The sequence below is a fragment of the Desulforhabdus sp. TSK genome, from assembly GCF_022836495.1.
GTDB lineage: Bacteria > Desulfobacterota > Syntrophobacteria > Syntrophobacterales > Syntrophobacteraceae > Desulforhabdus.
Map to the genome: position 1 here is coordinate 105,013 of NZ_BQXM01000012.1, position 19,820 is coordinate 124,832.

11 protein-coding genes and 1 rRNA gene are annotated in these 19,820 nt (G+C 56.9%); 8 read left to right on the forward strand and 4 right to left on the reverse strand.

Annotated features, from left to right (window positions below; all coding sequences use genetic code 11):
* Positions 1-47: 47 nt before the first annotated feature.
* From MWC30_RS09380 to MWC30_RS09405, 6 genes are all read left to right on the forward strand, one after another.
* The gene (locus tag MWC30_RS09380; protein ID WP_244083907.1) at positions 48-1,322 is read left to right on the forward strand and encodes a CinA family nicotinamide mononucleotide deamidase-related protein; all 1,275 of its coding nucleotides are present in this window, start codon (positions 48-50) and stop codon (positions 1,320-1,322) included.
* Positions 1,319-1,882 (forward strand): RNA 2',3'-cyclic phosphodiesterase, encoded by a 564-nt coding sequence (thpR, locus tag MWC30_RS09385; protein WP_244083908.1) that lies wholly within the window; start codon positions 1,319-1,321, stop codon positions 1,880-1,882. Before MWC30_RS09380 ends, thpR begins: the two co-directional genes overlap by 4 nt.
* 223 nt (positions 1,883-2,105) lie before the next feature.
* Positions 2,106-3,140, forward strand: a complete 1,035-nt coding sequence (gene recA, locus MWC30_RS09390) for a recombinase RecA (RefSeq protein ID WP_244083909.1) — start codon at positions 2,106-2,108, stop codon at positions 3,138-3,140.
* Positions 3,141-3,224: 84 nt separating this feature from the next.
* Complete coding sequence (gene alaS, locus MWC30_RS09395) at positions 3,225-5,894, forward strand: alanine--tRNA ligase (RefSeq protein WP_244083910.1); 2,670 nt, start codon at positions 3,225-3,227, stop codon at positions 5,892-5,894.
* Between the two features lie 908 nt (positions 5,895-6,802).
* Positions 6,803-8,107: an RNA polymerase sigma factor RpoD/SigA gene (locus tag MWC30_RS09400; protein WP_244083911.1), complete on the forward strand. Its 1,305-nt coding sequence runs from the start codon at positions 6,803-6,805 to the stop codon at positions 8,105-8,107.
* A 218-nt stretch (positions 8,108-8,325) separates the two neighbouring features.
* Positions 8,326-9,753: a CDP-archaeol synthase gene (locus MWC30_RS09405; RefSeq protein WP_244083912.1), complete on the forward strand. Its 1,428-nt coding sequence runs from the start codon at positions 8,326-8,328 to the stop codon at positions 9,751-9,753.
* Between the two features lie 6 nt (positions 9,754-9,759).
* On the opposite strand, the gene gpmI is transcribed toward MWC30_RS09405, so the two are convergent.
* Positions 9,760-11,427: a 2,3-bisphosphoglycerate-independent phosphoglycerate mutase gene (gene gpmI, locus MWC30_RS09410; RefSeq protein ID WP_244083913.1), complete on the reverse strand. Its 1,668-nt coding sequence runs from the start codon at positions 11,425-11,427 to the stop codon at positions 9,760-9,762.
* 38 nt (positions 11,428-11,465) lie between these two features.
* Positions 11,466-12,527: a S1C family serine protease gene (locus tag MWC30_RS09415; protein WP_244083914.1), complete on the reverse strand. Its 1,062-nt coding sequence runs from the start codon at positions 12,525-12,527 to the stop codon at positions 11,466-11,468.
* 296 nt (positions 12,528-12,823) lie between these two features.
* Between MWC30_RS09415 and MWC30_RS09420 the strand changes: the two genes are divergently transcribed.
* Both MWC30_RS09420 and MWC30_RS09425 read left to right on the forward strand, forming a co-directional pair.
* On the forward strand, positions 12,824-13,420 hold the full coding sequence (locus MWC30_RS09420; RefSeq protein WP_244083915.1) for a VanZ family protein: 597 nt from the start codon (positions 12,824-12,826) through the stop codon (positions 13,418-13,420).
* Positions 13,417-18,141, forward strand: a complete 4,725-nt coding sequence (locus MWC30_RS09425; RefSeq protein WP_244083916.1) for a hypothetical protein — start codon at positions 13,417-13,419, stop codon at positions 18,139-18,141. The genes MWC30_RS09420 and MWC30_RS09425 overlap by 4 nt, the downstream gene beginning before the upstream one ends.
* Before the next feature lie 193 nt (positions 18,142-18,334).
* Here the strand turns inward: MWC30_RS09425 and MWC30_RS09430 are convergent, their stop codons facing one another.
* Both MWC30_RS09430 and rrf read right to left on the reverse strand, forming a co-directional pair.
* A complete protein-coding gene (locus MWC30_RS09430) occupies positions 18,335-19,561 on the reverse strand; it encodes an anion transporter (protein ID WP_244083917.1) in 1,227 nt (408 codons plus the stop codon).
* Positions 19,562-19,704: 143 nt separating this feature from the next.
* Positions 19,705-19,820, reverse strand: a 5S ribosomal RNA gene (rrf, locus tag MWC30_RS09435); the annotation flags it as partial.

The window sequence follows — 19,820 nt, forward strand, 5'->3', positions numbered from 1 at the left end:
CTGGCACTGATGACGACAAAACCGAAAGAAAAGAGGTGATTGCTGATATGAATATGGCTGAAAGGGTGGCCCCCCAAAAGACGACAGCGGTCATCGGCTCCCTCCTGACGCTTGGGGATGAAATCCTGCTGGGAGACATCCCCAACGGAAACGCTCATCACATTGCCCGGGAGCTGCGCGCCGGAGGGTTCCGCCTGGGGCGGATGATCACGGTAGGAGACCGGGAGGAGGAAATCGTTGAAGTCATTTCCTCCGCCCTGGAAAGATCAGAGTTTCTCATCGCAACGGGAGGCCTGGGGCCCACCGACGACGACCGCACCACCACGGCAGTCGCCAAGGCCCTCGGACTGCCCCTTGAGACCGACGTCAACTACCTGAAATGGCTTGAAGAGCGCCTGGCTCAAAGCGGCCGCACCCTTTCCCGGGAAGTGGCTCGGATGGCCGAACTGCCCCGGGGTGCCCTCAAATTGGGAAAGGGGATGGCCGGGTTCTTCATCCAACATGGCACGGTACCCTGTTATTTTCTGCCGGGCGTTCCGCACGAGATGAAAACTCTCCTGGCGGAACTGGTGATTCCAGACATGGAAAAACGCTTCCCCCACCGAGACCTCTGCGTGAAACGGGTGATCCGCGTTCAAGGCCTCTTTGAATCGGAAATCTATCAGCGTCTGAAGGATCTCGATGCCGGCAGGCTGGGAGTGGAGATCGGTTACTATCCTCAGGGGGTTGAGAATTGGGTGACCCTCTTCGCCTCGGCGGAAAGCAAGACCGCCTGCCTGACCCGCATCGAGGCCGCGGAAAGGGAGGTCGTCACCCGCCTCGGGACTGAGCGGATCAGCGGCCGGGATGAAGAGTCCATCGAAGCTGTCGTGGGGGCACAGCTGCGGATGAAAGGATGGAAACTGAGTCTGGCGGAATCCTGCACCGGTGGATTGCTCTCAAAAAGAATCACGGCGGTGGCGGGTGCATCCGATTACTTTGACCGGGGCTTCATTACGTACAGCAACCGGGCAAAGCAGGAACTGCTGCAGGTGCCCGGGGAGCTGCTGGAGCGCCACGGGGCGGTGAGCGAGCCCGTAGCCGGGGCCATGGCCGAAGGGGCTCGCCGGGAAGCGGGGGTGGAAGTCTCCGTCGCCATCACGGGCATTGCCGGCCCGACGGGAGGAAGCCCCGAAAAGCCGGTGGGCACTGTTTACATCGCCTGCGCGACCCCTGAAGGCACCGTCGTGGAAAAGTATCGGTTCAGAGGAGACCGCGAGGTCATCCAGGAAAGCGCGGCACAAGCCGCTCTCACCCTGCTCTGGAGGAGGTTGTCGTCGTGATCCGCACCTTCATCGCCCTCGATCTTCCCGTTCAGCTCCAGGGTTCCCTGGAAGCACTCCAAAAGGAGCTCCAAAGGACGGACGCCCCCGTAAGCTGGGTGAAGCCCGATCGCATCCACCTGACATTGAAGTTTCTCGGGGATGTCCCTCCCGGCCGCATCGCGGACATCCAGGCGCAACTGGCAGAAATTGCGGTGGACACCCAGCCCTTCAGATTGCACGCGGCTGGGTGCGGGGCCTTCCCGACTCTCCAGCAAATGCGGGTCGTTTGGGTGGGGCTCAAAGGGGACATCCCGTCCCTGCGCGATGTGCAGCAACGCGTGGAGGAGGCCATGGCCGCCCTCGATTTCAAGCGGGAGGACCGCCCTTTCAAAGCGCATCTCACGCTGGGCCGCGTGAAGGGAAGGCAGCGGCTGAGGGTCCTGCAGGAAGCCCTGCTGGCCAGGCAAGCCTTCGAGGCGGAAGACTTTGACGTCACAGAGCTTGTATTGTATAAGAGCGAATTGAGGCCTGAAGGGGCCCGCTATACTCCGCTATTTCGAGCAGCATTCGCACAGTGAGCAAATACGCGAACCACGTGGGTACCGGCAGTGCTCATGGGGTGGAATCCGTCAGGGAAGCTCTACCACCGGATGAGCATGAAGGGTTTTGTTCAATCCCGGCCCGGAGCAGGGAGAACCCCTCTCCTGACGGGAGCATGCGGCGAGCTACGGACACCCTTTTCCAGCCCATGCCCTAGACCCTCACCCATTCCTATTCATCGATGGAAGGAGGCCCTTTTTTATGGGTGCCACAGACGAACGACAGAAGGCCGTGGATACGGCCATGTCTCAGATTGAACGCATGTGCGGGAAAGGCGCGATCATGCGCCTGGGGGAAGGATCTCCGCATACCGAAATTCAAGTCATCCCCACGGGATGCCTTTCCCTGGACCTGGCCCTGGGCATTGGAGGCGTCGCCCGGGGACGCATCATGGAAATCTACGGGCCGGAGTCTTCGGGGAAAACGACACTGGCCCTGCACATCATTGCCGAAGCCCAGAAGATGGGAGGGCTGGCTGCTTTCATCGATGCAGAGCATGCCCTGGACATCACCTATGCTCGAAAACTGGGGGTCTTGGTGGAAGATCTGCTCATCAGCCAGCCGGACTACGGTGAACAGGCCCTGGAGATTGCCGAAATCCTCGTGAGGAGCAACGCCATCGACGTCATTGTCATCGACTCCGTCGCGGCGCTGGTGCCCAAGGCGGAAATTGAAGGAGAAATGGGAGACCCCCATGTAGGACTCCAGGCACGGCTGATGAGTCAGGCGCTGCGGAAGCTCGTGTCGACCATCAGCAAATCCAAGACCTGCGTCATTTTCATCAATCAAATTCGCATGAAGATCGGCGTGATGTACGGATCCCCAGAAACCACCACGGGTGGCAATGCCCTCAAATTCTACGCCACCATGCGCCTCGACATCCGCCGTCTCGGCCCCATCAAGGAAGGCCAGGATATCATCGGCAACCGCACTCGTGTAAAAGTCGTCAAGAACAAGATCGCCCCCCCCTTCAAGGAGGTGGAGTTCGACGTGGTCTACGGCCGGGGCATCTCCAAGGAAGGCGACGTGCTCGACCTGGCGGTAAACGCCAATCTTGTCGACAAAGCGGGCACATGGTATTCGTACAGTGGTGAGCGCCTGGGACAGGGCAGGGAAAATGCCAAGGCCTTTTTGAGAGAACATCCCGATCTCCTCTCGGAGCTCGACCGCAAGATCCGGGAAATTCACGACCTGAAGTTCCCCCTTTCACCCGTGGATGCGCCCCTCGGCGAATGAGCAATGCGGGGGGAATGACACAACAGTGCCGATGTCTGATTTTTGGAATATAGATGCAGCCTCTAACCCGAGGAGACCTTCTTGATGAAAGCCAGCGAAATCCGCAAGGCGTTCCTAGATTTCTTTCACGACCGAAGCCACACCAACGTTAAGAGCTCTTCTCTCATCCCCCATGATGATCCCACCCTCCTGTTCACCAATGCCGGAATGGTTCAGTTCAAGCGCACCTTCCTGGGTGAGGAGCATCGCCCTTACGTTCGCGCAGCCACAAGCCAGAAATGCATGCGGGCGGGCGGCAAGCACAATGACCTGGAAAACGTGGGACGGACAGCCAGGCATCATACCTTTTTTGAAATGCTGGGAAACTTTTCCTTCGGGGATTATTTCAAGAAGGATGCGGTGGAGTATGCCTGGATTTTCCTCACGGAAATCATGGGGCTGCCAAAGGACAAACTATACGCGACCATCCATGAAGGGGACGCAGAAATGCGGTTGGGGCCGGACGAGGAAGCCCGCGAGTTTTGGGCCCGCTTTCTCCCGGTGGAGCGCATTCTGACTTTTCCCACCAAGGACAACTTCTGGTCCATGGGCGATACCGGCCCCTGCGGTCCGTGCTCGGAAATCCTCATCGACCAGGGTGAAGCCATGGGTTGTGGACGCCCCGACTGCCGGCCGGGATGCGACTGCGATCGCTACCTGGAGCTATGGAACCTGGTGTTCATGCAGTTCAACCGCCGGGAGGACGGGGTACTGGAGCCCCTTCCCAAACCGAGCATTGACACAGGCATGGGATTGGAGCGCATCGCGGCGGTGATCCAGAAGGTCCCGTCCAACTACGATACGGATCTCTTCGCGCCCATGCGTGCCCGCATTGCCGAAATCAGCGGCTACCACTACGGGACCGACCCCGAAAAGGATGTATCCGTCAAGGTCATCGCAGACCACAGCCGCGCAGCGGCGTTTCTCATCGGGGACGGCATCCTGCCGAGCAATGAGGGGCGCGGCTACGTGCTCCGCCGCGTGATCCGCCGGGCTCTGCGCCACGGACGCTTCCTGGGGCAGGACAAGCCTTTCCTCCATGACGTCGTCGTGAAAGTCATGGAAGCCATGCACGATGCCTACCCCGAACTGCTGGAAAACAAGAGCTACATCACCCGGGTCATTCTCAACGAGGAAGAACGCTTCAACGAAACCCTCGATCACGGGCTCGGCCTCCTGCAAAACGAAATCCGCCAACTACAGACGGAGGGGAGAAGGGTCATTCCCGGTGGCCTGATCTTCAAGCTCTACGACACTTTCGGCTTTCCCATCGATATCATCACCGACATGGCCCGCGACCTCTCCCTCGGCGTGGAAGAGGCGGAATTCCAGAAACTGATGGAAAAGCAAAGGGAGCAATCCCGCATGCATTGGAAGGGCAGCGGGGAGCGGGAAGTGTCCGAAGCCTACCGCCAATTGTCGGCTCGAGATGTCTCCGTGCGTTTTCTGGGCTACGAAAGTCTGGAGGCGGAATCCGAGGTCCTCGCCCTGGTGCGGGACGGTAAAGCCGTGCAGGAAGCCGAGTCGGGGACGGCAGTCGAGGTCGTTACGGCCGAAACTCCTTTTTACGGTGCATCCGGCGGCCAGGTGGGGGATCGGGGGGAAATCCTTTTCGAAGGCGGCAGGCTGACAGTATCGGATACGTTGAAGCTCCCGGGCGACCTCATCGTTCACGTGGGAAAGGTGGAAGAAGGGCGCCTGACCACCGGAAAGCGCGTTCGCCTGAAGGTGGACGCGATGGCCCGCAAGGACACGGCCCTGCATCATACCGCCACTCATATTCTCCATGCCGCTCTCCGCGCCGTTCTGGGAGACCACGTTAAGCAGGCGGGGTCTCTGGTGGCGCCGGATCGGCTTCGTTTCGATTTCACCCATTTCGCTGCCCTGACGCCTTCGGAGCTGGACGAAATCGAACAGCGGGTCAACGATGAGATTCGCACCAATGAAGACATCCATGTGCATGTCATGGACCTGGAGGAGGCCCTCAAGACCGGAGCCATGGCCCTGTTTGAGGAAAAGTATGGAGACCGCGTGCGCATGGTGGAAATTCCCGGGTTCAGTCGCGAGCTCTGCGGCGGTACTCACACCCACCGCACGGGGGATATCGGCGTTTTTGTCATCGTTCAGGAAACAGGCATCGCAGCGGGAGTCCGCAGAATCGAGGCTCTCGCCGGAAGGCATGCGCTGGCGCATCTGCGGAAGCAAAGGGGCATTCTGCAGACGGCTGCGGGGCTCCTCAAGACCGGCCCCGCCGACGTGGCCGAACGGGTCGAAAAGCTCATGACCCAGCAAAAGCAGGTGGAAAGGGAACTGGAAGCCCTGAAGGCATCCCTTGCCGGGAAACGGTCGGCGGATCTGCTGGAGCGGGCTGAGAACATCGGAGGGGTGAAAGTGCTGGTCACCCGGGTGGAAACCGACAATCCCAAGGCCCTGCGGGATCTCTATGATCGTTTCAAAGAACGCATACCAAGCGGCGTGCTCGTCCTGGGGGCCGTTCAAGGCGAGAAGGTTTTTCTCCTGGTGGGTGTAACTCAGGATCTCACAGCCCGGCTTCACGCGGGAAATCTCATCAAGGAAATCGTCAAGATCGTGGGGGGAAGTGGAGGGGGCCGACCGGATATGGCCCAGGCGGGTGGGAGCCAGCCGGAAAATCTCCAGGGAGCTCTCGATCTCGCTGCCAGGCTGGTTGGCGAAAAACTCTCGCAGGTGGGATGAAAACTTCCGCCAGGTTGTAGTGGGTCCTCGCACGCCGCGTGACTGGAAATTTATTGAAAAGCCGGTCCGGTCCTCTTTACAGAGGGAATGGTCCGGCTTATTTTACTCAAACATCTTATCGATCAAATGCGGTCGATCCTGCATTGAGCCAGCTGCTCTTCCACTTCCTCCGAAATGCTTTCTGGAATCTCTTCAAGAGTAAACGAAGCGCCACACTCCCGGCAGCGCAGGTATACCCGGCGTCAGGAACGGACAAGAGCCAATTTGCTTTTGCATCGAGGGCAATCCAAGACCCAACTCCTCCTCACAAAGTTCACGTTTCCCATTCACTGTGCTTGAGCATCCGACTGCGAGAACAATACAGCAGGGACAGCTATAAGAGATTTTGCGGTTTTTGGCAACGGTCCTCAGCCGATTTCTTTCGCACTGTCTCAGTACTACAAGGAGAGTTCTTGCATAGGGTGGGCTTTGCCCACCATTCTGCGCCGAGAGTCTTGGTTGGGCGGCGAAAGCCCACCCTACGCGAGGGAGGAATGTCTCGTTGTCGTATTAGACAGCTCCTGAACGGGTCATTGCGGGCTTGCTGTGGGAAGCGGGTGCAAAGGGATGCTCCCGGAGCCGGCTTTAAATTTTTTCCCGTGAACGGGTGGAGCGGCGATGGGCAGAACGATGATAATCGTTGGAATATATTATAAAAATAATAAAACATTTTCATTCGTTGTGAATTGACTGCATTCAAAAAAGATCTTATCTTTTTTTATGAAATGCTTTATAATTTTTGTTTACCTTGCCGACAGGATGCTTAATCCGATGAGGAAATGGTGGAGCGAGGTGGGAGAGCAATGGACACTTGCAACCCCAGGAGGGATGGATTGGCCAAAACATCTCCCCTACCGAAGGAGAATGAAATGAAAAACTACTCGTCTGAAACGTGCCTTCCCTTTAAATATTATTTTCATGGGGATGAAAGGCAACAAGAGTACAGGAAATTTATGAGGGAGGAGGTTTCAGAGGACGAATTCAAAGAGGCCGACCTGGGTCTGGTGGATACGCTCGAGGTGAATGGAGCGCAGCTGGAATGTGACGAAGAGATGGGAAACAGCGCCGTGTGCGGGGAAGAGGAAGAGGATACCTCCCTCGAATCCGCCAGGGAAGACAATTTCGAAGAAGATCATGTCACCTACTATTTGAAGGAGGTGGCAAGCTATCCTCTGTTGACCCAGGAACGAGAAATCGAACTGGCGCAGACCATTCGCACAGGTCAGGAACGGTTGGTGGAGCTGGTGAAGCAGAATGCTTCCGTGGATCGGATGATCCTGGATCTGCACCAGAAGGTCGAAAAGCTGCTGGCTCACGAGAAGAGCTTTCCGGGTGTCAGGGACAAAATCCTGAAGGTCATCCTGCGGACTCTCGAGCGGGGCGTCAGGGACTGTCCGGAAAACCCCATCTTTTCCCAGATGCTTTCTGAAATCAAAGATATCATGCATCGCATCGACTTTTCCAAGCAGGAAATGGTGAAGGCCAATCTGCGCCTCGTACTGAGCATCGCCAAACGCTATCGCGGAAGGGGAATGAGCTTTGACGACCTGATCCAGGAAGGCAACCTGGGCCTGCTCAAAGCAGTGGGGCGTTTTGACCACACGAAGGGGAACCGCTTCAGTACGTACGCCACATGGTGGGTGCGGCAGAGCATCATCCGGGGAATCTACGATAAGACCCGCACCATTCGTCTGCCCGTGCACTTTATCGAGCTGAAAAACCTTTTCTTCAAGGTATTCTACGAACTACTGAAAGAGTACGGGCGGGAGCCCACTCCCCAGGAAATCGCGGATCGCGCCGATCTGCCCCTGGATAAAGTGCAGATGGTGTTGACGCTTGCGGCTCAGCCCATCTCACTGGAAACCCCCATCGGCGAAGATGAGCAGCGCCTGGGAGATTTCATTGAGGACGATGGAGCAGTGTCTCCCGTCGAAGAGTGCTCCGACAAGGAGCTGGCTGAAGTCACCCGGAATCTTCTTTCCAGCCTGCAGCCCCGGGAAGAAAAGATCCTGAGACTGCGCTTCGGCATCGACGGGCAGCCCGCCGAAACACTGGAAAAAATTGGTCAAAGCTTCAAGGTTTCCAAGGAGCGCATCCGCCAGATCGAGAAGAAGGCTCTCAGGAAGCTCCGCAATCCCAACCGGCAGGCTACCCTGAAAAATTTCCTGGATTGATGGGAGCACGGGGAAAGACGATCGTCCGGTTCCTCCCCAGCCCCAAATCCTGCACGGCCATGGAGGGAGTGTAAAGCGATTTTCGCGCTTTACACTCCCTTCTTCACCTTATCATCCCCTCTTTTACTGCAAATTGCCGGAGCTGATGACCGGCACGCACGGCCTGGCGCAGGATCTGAGAAGCCGCCAGGTCTTCACGATGAATGGTGACGACAATCATGATTTTCTCCCTGAAAATACTTCTCCTCCTTTGGGCGGTCAATTTCGCTCCCCCGTTCCTGGCTTATTTGCTGCGTGAAAAGTGGAATGCACCCCTCGATGGCGGCCGCATTTTTCTGGACGGCAAACCCCTCCTGGGGTCTCATAAAACCATTCGCGGCGTCTGCGCGGCGGCTTTCATGGGAATGAGCGCGGGCTTGATCCTCGAATTTCCCCTTTGGCTGGGATTGTCCGCCGGACTGCTCAGCATGGCGGGCGATCTGCTCTCGAGCTTTCTGAAACGGCGCATGGGGATGGTCAGCGGCAGCGTTTTCGCCGGCCTGGACCAAATCTTCGAAGGGGCTTTCCCCTTCATCGTCATCGCACCGTATTTCGACCTCCCTTGGGGAGAGGTCTCCATACTCCTGGCTCTCTTTTGCCTGGGGGCCTATGTGGGCGCATGGTTTTTGAAGGAGTTTCTCCTGGGCAAGCCCTATGAGGCCTATCCACGATCCGTAAATGCATGGGTTCGCCTGCGGGAGCTCCGTTCCTGCCAGATCACCTCCAATCCCCTGCATCATTTCATCAACTTCGAAGACTCCATCTACTACCACATCATCATGAAGACCGCCTTCAAATTGCTGGGGATTTACGACAAAGGGCAGAAAAACGCCTTGCAGATCCAGCAGCGTGAGGTGACCTTCACTTTTCCCGACCTGCCCCCCTCTTTTGACAACTACACCATTCTGTTCTTCTCCGATCTCCATCTGGACGGTCTGAAGGGACTGACGGAAAAGCTTGTGACCATTTTGAAAGAGGTGAAGGCCGACCTGTGTATCCTGGGCGGGGATTTCAGGATGGAGACTCATGGCCCTTTCGCGCCGGCGTTGTCACACCTCAGCCGCGTGATTCCCGAGATCCGGGCGCAGGATGGAATCCTGAGCGTTCTGGGGAATCATGACTGTGTGGAGATTGTTGCACCCCTGGAAAAATATGGCATCGAGTTCCTGGTGAACGACGCCAAGCCCATCGAACGAAACGGAGACCGCCTCTGGGTGGTCGGGGTGGATGACCCGCATTACTACAAATGCCACAACCTGGCCCAGGCCTTCGAAGATGTGCCTCCCGGTGAGTTCAATATTTTTGTGGCCCATTCCAACGAAGTATACCAAGAAGCCGCAGAGTACGCTCCACAGCTCTACCTGTGCGGTCACACGCACGCGGGACAGATCCAGTTTCCCCATGTGGGACCGCTCTTCACTCACAGCAGGGCCCCGAGAAAGTTTTGCGAGGGAAAGTGGCGGTACGGCGACATGGAAGGGTATACCAGCTGCGGCGTGGGAGTGTCGGGGGTTCCCGTTCGATTTGCTTCCACGGGCGAGGTATTGATCGTACGGTTGAAAAAGAGCCCCAATCCGGGGGCGCACGACGCAGCACCCCCGGTCTGATGAAGGTCACTCTCCCGATTTGGGCTTCAGCAGCGGTGGGTCGTAGAGGTCAGGGGCATCCAGACCCAGCAGCTGAAAACACGTGGAGGCGATGTTTGTCAGCTTGGGCTCCTTCACTTGCGGGTCAAACTGGAAGGAGGGCTTCGATTCCGCTGGATCATAAACAATGAACGGCACGGGATTCAGCGTGTGAGCCGTTTTCGCTTTGGGCTTCCCGTCCCCACTGTACTTGGCCTTGCCCGTTTTCTTGTCGAGCTCGTACATTTCTTCGGCGTTGCCGTGATCGGCCGTGACGACGAGGATTCCCCCCCCCCGTTCCGTCGCTTTCATGAGGCGCCCCAGGCAGAGGTCCACCGTTTCCACGGCGATCCTTGCGGCCTGGAAAACCCCGGTGTGACCCACCATGTCTCCATTGGGAAAATTGAGACGGATCATGTCGAACTTTCCCGAGGCGATGGCTTCCACCACGCGATCCGTAATGATTGCCGCCTGCATCCAGGGGCGCTCTTCGAAGGGCACCCGGTCCGACGGGACTTCCACATACTCTTCCAGCTCGGGGTCCAGCAGTCCCGAACGGTTGCCATTCCAGAAATAGGTCACATGGCCGTATTTTTGTGTCTCGCTGATGGCCATCTGCTTCATCCCGGCACGGCAGAGAAATTCTCCCATGATTTTCTCAATGGCAGGCGGCTCCACCAGGTAGTTCCTGGGAATATGAAGTTCTGTGTCGTATTCCATCATACCGGCATAAGCGACCTCAGGACGGGGAACGCGCTCGAACTTGTCAAATTCCTCCTCCTCAAAGGCGCGGCTGATTTCGATGGCCCGATCGCCGCGATAGTTGAAATAAACAACGGAATCTCCGTCACGCATGGGACCGAGAGGGCCGGAGGCATCGCCAATGACAAAGGGCGGCAGATCCTGATCGATGACGCCCGGGTTTTCGGCGCGATAGGTTTCGATGGCTTCCCGGGCGGAAGGGAAGCGGCGCCCTTCACCCGCCACGTGAGTCTTCCAGCCGAGCGCCACCATGTTCCAGTCGGCCTCGTATCGATCCATGGTGACCTTCATCCTGCCGCCACCGCTGGCAATACGGTAATCGACTCCCTCCCCTTCGTTGAGCTCCTTCAAAAAGGCTTCGAAGGGGAGCACATAATCCAGCGCGGAGGTCTCCCCCACATCCCTTCCGTCCAGTAGGATATGGATCCTGGCCCGCGAAATTTTCTCGTTCTTGGCCAGATGCCGGAGCATGGCTTTCAAATGGTCCCAATGACTGTGTACGTTCCCATCGGAAAACAGGCCGAGAAAGTGCATGGTGCCCTGGTGCCCCCGGCAGAAATCCACCAGGCGCCTCCAGCCCTTTCCTTCAAAGATGCGTCCCGACTCTATGGCCTCGTTCACCAATCGGGCGCCCTGGGGAAAAAATCGGCCTGCCCCGATGGCATTGTGTCCCACCTCGGAGTTGCCCATGTCGTCGTCAGACGGCAGGCCCACAGCCGTGCCGTGTGCTTTCAGCAGTGTATGGGGGCAATGTGCAAAGAGCCAATCCAGGTGCGGGGTATACCCCTGGGCGACGGCATTGCCTTCGACACTTTCCCTGCAGCCGATGCCATCCATGACAACGAAGGTGAGAGGACGCGGACGCCGGTTCTCGAAGAGGGGTTTCATTTTCATACCTGAAAACCTTTCCTGGTAAATATCTTCATGATCCATCATCTCTTGGGCTGCTCTCCCAGCACAAGGCTGAGAAATTTGCGAGCGCCCCCGGAACGGATGATTTCCAGTTCAACACGATCACCCGGCCTGAATTTCCGGGTCTCCCGGATCACCGTATCGGCATCCGTCACCCTTCGGCCGTTCATCTCCACAATGACGTCGCCACCGACGACGACTATCTTGTTTCCCACCTGGACACGAGAAGTCCCCCCACGGAGCCCCGCACGATCCGCCGGCCCGCGCGGCACCACCTCCACCACCAGGACGCCGGTATCCGAAGGAAGCTTCAAGGCTCTGGCGACATCCGCCGAGAGAGTCATGAGGGAGACCCCCATCCAGGGATAAGCGTAGTAACCCTTCTCGATGAGCTCATCCAGGACCCTCTTGGCCGTATCCACCGGAATGGCGAAGCCGATTCCCACATTCGCACCCGTCGGGCTGAAAATCGCCGTGTTGATGCCGATCATCTTTCCCGAGGAGTCGATGAGGGGGCCACCGGAATTGCCCGGATTGATGGACGCATCGGTCTGGATAACGTCCTCGACCAGCGTCCCGCTGCTGGAGCGGAGGGTGCGGCCGATGGAGCTGATGACCCCGGTGGTGAGCGTCTGCCCCAAACCGAAAGGGTTTCCAATGGCAATGGCCTTCTGCCCCACCTTGAGATTTTCCGAAGAGCCCATGGGAATCACAACAAGGTTTGCCTTTTTGGCATCTATCTTGACCACGGCGATGTCCGTATCGGGGTCGGAGCCGATGAGCCGGGCCGTATACTTGTTGCCATCGGCCAGCGTCACTTCCAGCTTGCGGGCGTCTTCGATAACGTGGTGATTCGTCAGGATATAGCCTCTCGAATCGATGACCGAGCCGGAGCCGGCTCCCTGCCGCGGCACCGCGTTGAAGAAGAAATCATGCTCCATGACCGTGCTCGTGATGTTGACGACCCCTGGAGCCAATCGTTCATAAAGATCGATGTTGTTCCTTTCGTCTTCCGTCATGGCAACTGCCGAGCCGCCTGCCCAGGGGATGAAACAGAACAGTCCGAGGATGAGACCCGTCATCAACAACTTCTTGAGAATACTTTTCCACATGGCCTGCCTCCGAGGATGGATTTCTGAAGGAAAAAATATAAGCCACGGTCGTGGGCAACCCCTCGTCCCGGTTGTTCGAGCCCATGGAGCTTCGAGACTTTACCAAGTTCATTCCTGCTTGGCAAATTATAGCTTAGAGTTTCTCCTCATTGATGATAAACTGATTACTCATTTAGGTTTTCAGCAATTGCAAAACGATGACGGGATGAACACGGTCCGCAACCACTCTGGAAATCTGTTCACACATTGAAGGCCTTCCGTCCGACATGCTCCCATTGTGTTTCCCCAAAAAACTTGAAGAGCTTTTCAACGCTTCCGCATGGACATGGATCACACTCGTGTACGCCGGGCAGGCGGTCGGATCCGTCTTGTTCGCCTGGTGGTTCAGCCTGGACTTCGACACTCTGATCTTCCCCCTGGGTCTCCTGTTTTTCGGGACACTCATTGCCTGGTGCTTCAGAGGGCTGGAAAATCGGAGCGCCCTGAGCTCCTGGCATTGGTGGGTACCGGGAATCATATACGCCCTCTTCATTTTCCTCCTCTCCCACGAATCCTTCAACGATATCAGTATTCCCGTGAATACCAACTCATTCCATCCCGTGGAGTATTTCACTCTGGGGATTTTCCTCTGCTGGGGCTGGTATCCCGTCCTCAAAAAACGGGGAGAATGGGTTCTCGCACGGAGGGTCCTTCTGACTGGATTCACTTATGGGGTGCTCGACGAATTGCATCAGTCTTTTGTTCCCGGCAGGTATCCGAGCCTGGTGGATCTGCTCCTGGATCTGCTGGGGTTGAGCGCCGGCGTGACGATTTTTGTGCTGGCGGGATATTTTCAGAAGAACCTCAAGAGACACACATCATGAACGATCAAGGCTTTGCCCGGCAGATGAAGCATCCGGGATCTCAAGAGACTTTTTTTCGCCTCATCAAGCCCGAGGACTATGCTGAAGCCGGCATCAATCCGCAGGATGTGCCCATCGGCACCTTTGCGGCGGAGGACCATCCGAGCTTTCTTCCCAGCCGGTTCGGGGGAAACGCCTATGGCTTGGGGTTGATTGAACAGAGCATACTAAACCGTGCCGACACGGATTTCCTGGAAAGTCTCGACTTTCAGGACAAGGATATGCTCAGGAAGAACGCCCGCCGCCTCAATGCCATTTACCAGAAGCTGGGGCTGCTCATTCGCTTCAGCCGCGCCGGCAAACGCTACTTTCTCATTCCCATCAACCTGGTGGCCCATTCCCTCCAGGAAATCAAAACCAAAGCCGATGAAATCGAAGAGCTCATCATCCAGCACATCTTCGAAACCCGGACGGACCGGCTGGATATCGGGCTCCTGACGGCAGGCCAGGACCTTATCGTCCATGAACTGCGTGCGCGCCTGTCCACCCACCGCATCTTCATCTTCGAATCCATTGAAAAACTTCGTTCGTGGCGCCTCCCCCTCGACATCGTCATCCTGCCCAAGGACCCCTTTGAATACCTTCTGGAACAGCAGTTGCCCAATGCGTCCAAGCGTCCCATGACCCGCAAGCGGCTGTCCTATTACGCCATGTACCTGGCCGGCAAGATTTACGACCTGTTGGAGGCCAACGGCAAGATCCATGTGCTGGCGCATTCCCCTGGACCGCAGGAGGACCAGAGCTGCCATGTGCGTTTCAAATCCGATGAAGATCTCAAATTTTTCCTGCTTTTTACCCATACCTTCAAAACCAAGCAGAAGTACGAAGGCCATTCCTCCCAGGACTCCATGGAGATCCATATTTCCGATTTCCACTACTACTTGAACCGTTTTGCCTTCTTCGATCCTCACCTCAAGGGGCTGCTCAATCATCACAAACCGGAAGAGATGTCCATAGAGGATGTCAACCACCTTCCGTACCTGAACCTGCGCCTGCCTCACACCCACATGAAAAACCCGGAGAAACAGTGGAGAAAGATTTTCGAGCTCTACTTTTTCAGCAAGGCGCTGAAGCGCAAGTCCCCGCGGCATCATCACCAGTATTGGGAAGAACGCCTGGAAATGGACCGGGAACTGCCCGAAAGTCTTTTCGTTTTTCTTGGAACCCCCCGTCGGCCTCAAACCACTCTGGAAATGCTCGAGGAGGACATCAAAGCTTCGGGAATGGAGGGATGCAGCCTTCCCCTGGTGGCTGAATACCGGAATACCTTTCGCTACGTGATGGATGTGCTGAATATCCTGGCGCAGATCCGGAACAACACGTTTCAAGGGCTCAATGAACTGGCGAGGCATCGCCTGAGCAACCCTTTCAGGAGCCAGAACGAGCAGATTGCCGCCGTCCCGAAGCTCCTCGGGCAGATGGGCCTGCTGGAGAAGAGCCTCAATCTGCTGAATCCGGACGGCATCGAAGGTCCGCTCACGCCGATTTTGGAAAATATTCCCAAGCTCTCCCTCCACGGTTTTTCCCCCGCACAGCTCCGTGAAATCGTCCTCATCGTGGTGGGCCACTCCACCATGAGCCGCATCGTCTTTGGAAAGCTTCCCGCCAAGACCTTGAAGCCCATCACCGATCACGCCGGCGAGGGAAGCCAGCAGGACATCGTGGACCTTCTGCGTCTGTGCCGTCTCATGAGTCTGGCCGAGATTGCCGGCGCTCTGGGAGATGCCTTCACCGAGGCACAGGCCAAGGAGCTCTTTAGCATCTACGATGACGCTGTCGCGGTGGCCACCGATTCCCAGATGACCTGGGACCGACAGCACGATTTGCGCATCAGCTCCCTGGGAGGAGTTCAGAACAAGGCCATCCGTGAGATGATGAAGTTCTTCAACTTGTTCGAATTTCTGGACAACTGGAAGGAGTTCCAGCGCAAGAACACCTTTGAGAAAGAGGTCATCTGCGACTATCAGAGCGAAAAGCTGATGCTCCTGGAAGAGGCTCTGAGGCTGGCGCGCATTGCCGAAGAGTTCAAACAGCAGTTCATGTCCAATTACATCTTCGGGCAATCCTACTTTTTCCGGCAGTTTTTGGACACGGAGTTTCACGGAACCGGGCATCTCTTTCCCAAGCTGGGCACCCAGGCGGGGTTCATCCTGCTTTGGATCGCCGTCAATGCTTCCGAAAGGCACATCATCAACTTCAACCCGGTCCTGGCCGGTATCGCACGGGGCCGCCGCGAGCCGCGCATCAGCAAGATCAGGGAAACCCTGCTGCGCATCCCTTTCCAGGAACTCCACCCCAACTACTTCGATTCCATCAAGAAAACCCTCGCCGGGGGAAGCCCTGCATTCATCTTTGACAGCGGCCTGCGCCTCATGAACAATCCCGCGACCCGCGCCATAGATATCTCTTTTGTGGATGTAGAAGAAAACATTCAACAGATCGAAACGCTGCTCCCCCACTTCGAATCCCAAAAATTGCGCGGGGTGTCCCTGAAAGACCTGCGGGAGATGGAGCGCCGTTTTTCCGAGCTGGTGAGCTTTCACGAGTACCTGCAGCGTGAGGGTTGCACCCTGCAGTGCGAGCTTTTCGAAAGCGGCGCCGGGCTGGATGAGAAGGATCGCGAGATCAGCCGAATCGAACGTCAGCTCAAGTCGACGCTTCAGAGCCAGGTTTTCATTCCTGAAGAAATCTACGACACCCTCAGCATCCTGGCCAAACACTGCCCGGATATCCTCAGGTTTTTCCTGCCGGAATTCCATGCCTTCGGGAATCTTCTGGAGAACTGGCCCACCCGGCAAAAGCAGTCTCTGGGAAGCTACGTCATGCGGTGCCTGGAAAAATTCCAGGCGCTCGTGATCCGAGACCGCAATTCCTTCCAGGACCCCAACACCTTCTACCAGCTGGCCAAGCAGGAATTCGGGCCCCTGGCTGAAGAAGGCATCGGCGCCACACACGCTCAAATGGATATCCTGGAACACCTCGTGGAGCGCATTCAGCAGCAGCCCTCTCTCTACCAGGCCCTCACCCTGGCCCTGCTCTTCCAGGAGATCGCCAAAATCGAGATGTATTCCATCGCTGCAGAAGATACCGATGAAGCGGCCTCATGCTGGATGCACGCCGAGCAGGGGTCCTATGTCCTCAGCCGGAGCGATCTTTTGAAAAAGTATGGGCTCGCTCCCCAGGTCGAACGGCTGGTCTCACACCTGGTGCGGCATCATGGCCTCATCGGCCATGTCATCCAGGGGGAGGAGCCCGTCCTGGCCTTGCACCACTACACCGAAGACAATGACGAAATCCTCCTGGACGTTTTCGTGCTGCACGGGATTCTGGCCGCTTCCGCCGTCCAGGAAGGCCTGATGGTTTCCGACCTCGTGGATGAGTTCCTCTATTATCGGTCTGTGGCCCTTGAAATTTTTCGATCCCGCGACCAGTGGGACAGATGGCTTCGAACCCTTTGCCGGGAAAAGGGCGCGGAAGTGCTCCCGGAATTCCAGCTGACCGGCCTTGACCTCGACATGGAGGTGGATACGTCGGAGCAGATGCAATACTGCGGTTTCGTCGACAGCGATTTTGAAGACCCTCTCCTATGGAAGGGACGCCAGCGGAGTGCCTTCGAACGCCTCCTGAGGCTCTTCGGCATCCGCTGGGTGGACTACCAGGATTTACAGATGCATCTTCTGAAAAGGCCCGTCAATTTCATCTACCACAAGAAAAAGCTCAAGAGCGTGGGCCTGGCGACCTTCGAAAGACAGCTCGGCGAGGCAAAAACGCTTTATGATGTGCTGGCTTCACTGAGCCCCGAGGTGCGGTTTTATCTCCTGTACTGCCTGGACCCTCTGGGTGGAGGAATGCGCGTCTACGACTTTGCCCCCCTGTGCCGCTTCCTGAAAGTACAGGAATGCACCAAGCTCCTCCTCATCGCCATTCAATCCTTTCATTATCATTTTGGAATTGAAGAAAAAGGGGGACTCATCACTTTCAGAGAATTGAGCCAGAACATTGAACGCAGGCATGAAGTCCTCCAGAATGCCCTGCTCCATTTCCCGTTTCCTCGACACTGCATCGAAAACGGCAAGCCCATCCTCCTGCCCCGCGGCTACGGCCAGCTCTATTTTCACGCCAGTAGTAAGGAAAAGGCCGTGCGAGCCAATTACCACGACGCCGTGCAATTCGATCGCATGATGAAATCCCTGGCCCAGATCTGGAATCATGACGAACTGAGCCGGCATTACCAGGGTCTCATTGTTGAGCTCCAGGAAAAACTGCCCTACGATACGAAAAATTTTGAAGAGGAGCTGGAAAAGGCCTTCAGGGAACAGCAGAAAAAAATCAGCGAGCGCATCCTGAAAGACTTTGAAACGCGCCTCAACCAAGCTGAGGATTTTTCCCGGTTGTATGAAATTCAGGAGGACATGAAAGCTCGGAAGGAAGAAATGCATCTCTCGGAAGAGCAGCAGTTTCTCTTGAAGGAAATGTATGAATTCCACCGCTCGCGCCTGCGGGATATCTACCTGGGTTCCATTTACCTGGCCATCAACTCGCTCCAATCCCGCGAGAGCATTCTTGCCTACTGGGGCAAGCTGAAATATGAGCTCTTCTCCTACCGGGCGTACGTCGGCAAGGAATACGAATCCCTCATCGCCCAGTACCTGGACCAGAAGCTGGAGCTGTTGCCTGCCTGACTGAGTCGGCTTCTCCAGAGTGGCGGGGCAAATCGCCTCACGCAAACAGCGCCTGAAGCGTGTGCGACAATGGGGGGCGGTTACCGAGTGCGGGCCGAAATCGTCCGGAAAGGACAACTTGCCTGCGAGGATTCATGGACATTTACGCCCCTCACCGGCAGGCGAAAGCACCCAAGCCGTGGCCGGCCCTCACTCACAGCCCCCCCAGGATGGACTTTGCCCAGAGCCAGAGCGCCGCAAACAGCAGGCTCAGAAGCGTCACGGGGACTCCCAGGCGCGCGTGGTCTTTCCAGGAGATATGAACCCCCATATCCTTCGCCTGTTCCACGACGATGAGGTTCGCAATGGAGCCCACGAGGAAAAGATTCCCCGCAAAGGTGCTCGCCAAAGCCAGAATGGGGCCCGACGCGGGATGCACGGCTGCCGGAAGGAGCAGCATGGTGGCGGGAACGTTGGAAACGAGGTTGGATAAAAAAACAGTCGTGCCGAAAAGCCAGGCGGGATTTGCCAGGCTGACTCCCAGAGAACGGACACCGTCCATGGCCATGGAGAGGAGCCCTGCCGTCTGAAGCGTGTGGTTGACGATGAACAAGCCCGCAAAGAGCACGAGCAGCTGCCAATCCACCAACCCTAAAATCTTGCGTGAAGCCATTTTTCGACTGGTGAGCAAAAGCCCCGCCGCCCCGAGAGCGATCACATCTCGAGGCCAGTCTGTAAACAGAAATGAAAGGAGCAGGGCACTCATGACCATGAGGCCCTTGGACGTTTCCCACGCGTTGAATACCGGGGCATCCACCGCTTCGAGATGCGTCTCCTTTGCCCAGCGCCCTCCCACCTGTCGGATAACAAGGTACCAGATGCCCCCAAGGCCCAAAAGCACGGGAACACCGGCATCCATGAGATATCGGGAAAAGGACAGATTCAGGGCCTGCCCGATGAGCATGTTCTGCGGATTGCCGATGAGGGTGGCCGCAGACCCCACATTGGAGGCGCAGGCGAGGGCCAGGAGGAAGGGCAGCGGGTCGAGATGCCTGCGACTGCAGACTTCGATGAGCACCGGTGTGACGGCGAGGCAGACGATATCGTTGGCGAGGAGGGCCGACAGAAGCCCCACCACCAGGATCAAGGCCCCGAGAAAGGTTCTCGGGGAGATATCCATGGCTCCCAGCCGCCGCGTGACGTGGACATAGAATCCGCCGAGACGGAACTGGGCTGAAACGACCATGAGTCCAAGAAGCAAGGCAATCGTGGGTACGTCAATGGCTGTCCACGCGGCTTCGGGGCTGATCTTCCCGAGCGTCAACAGGGCGATGGCCCCCAGCAGGGCGATCCCGGTCCGATCCATGGCGAGTCCCGGAATCTTGCCGAGAATCATCCCGAGATAGACAAAGCAAAATGTGATGAGAACCGATTCGTCCATTTCTCTCTCGAACGCATTCTACGTACACGTACAATGAATGACACAGGAACCGAGGCGCAAAGGTGGGATGGGGATCATACAGATCAAGGCAGGACTGAATTCAAAGGAGGAAACAAAAAGGAATGTAGAAAAAAAAAGGGATGGGGCGGCGGCGCCCTACTCTCCCACGCAGTCACCCACGCAGTACCATCGGCGCAGAGGAGCTTAACGACCGTGTTCGGGATGGGAACGGGTGTGACCTCCTCGCTGTAGCCACCGC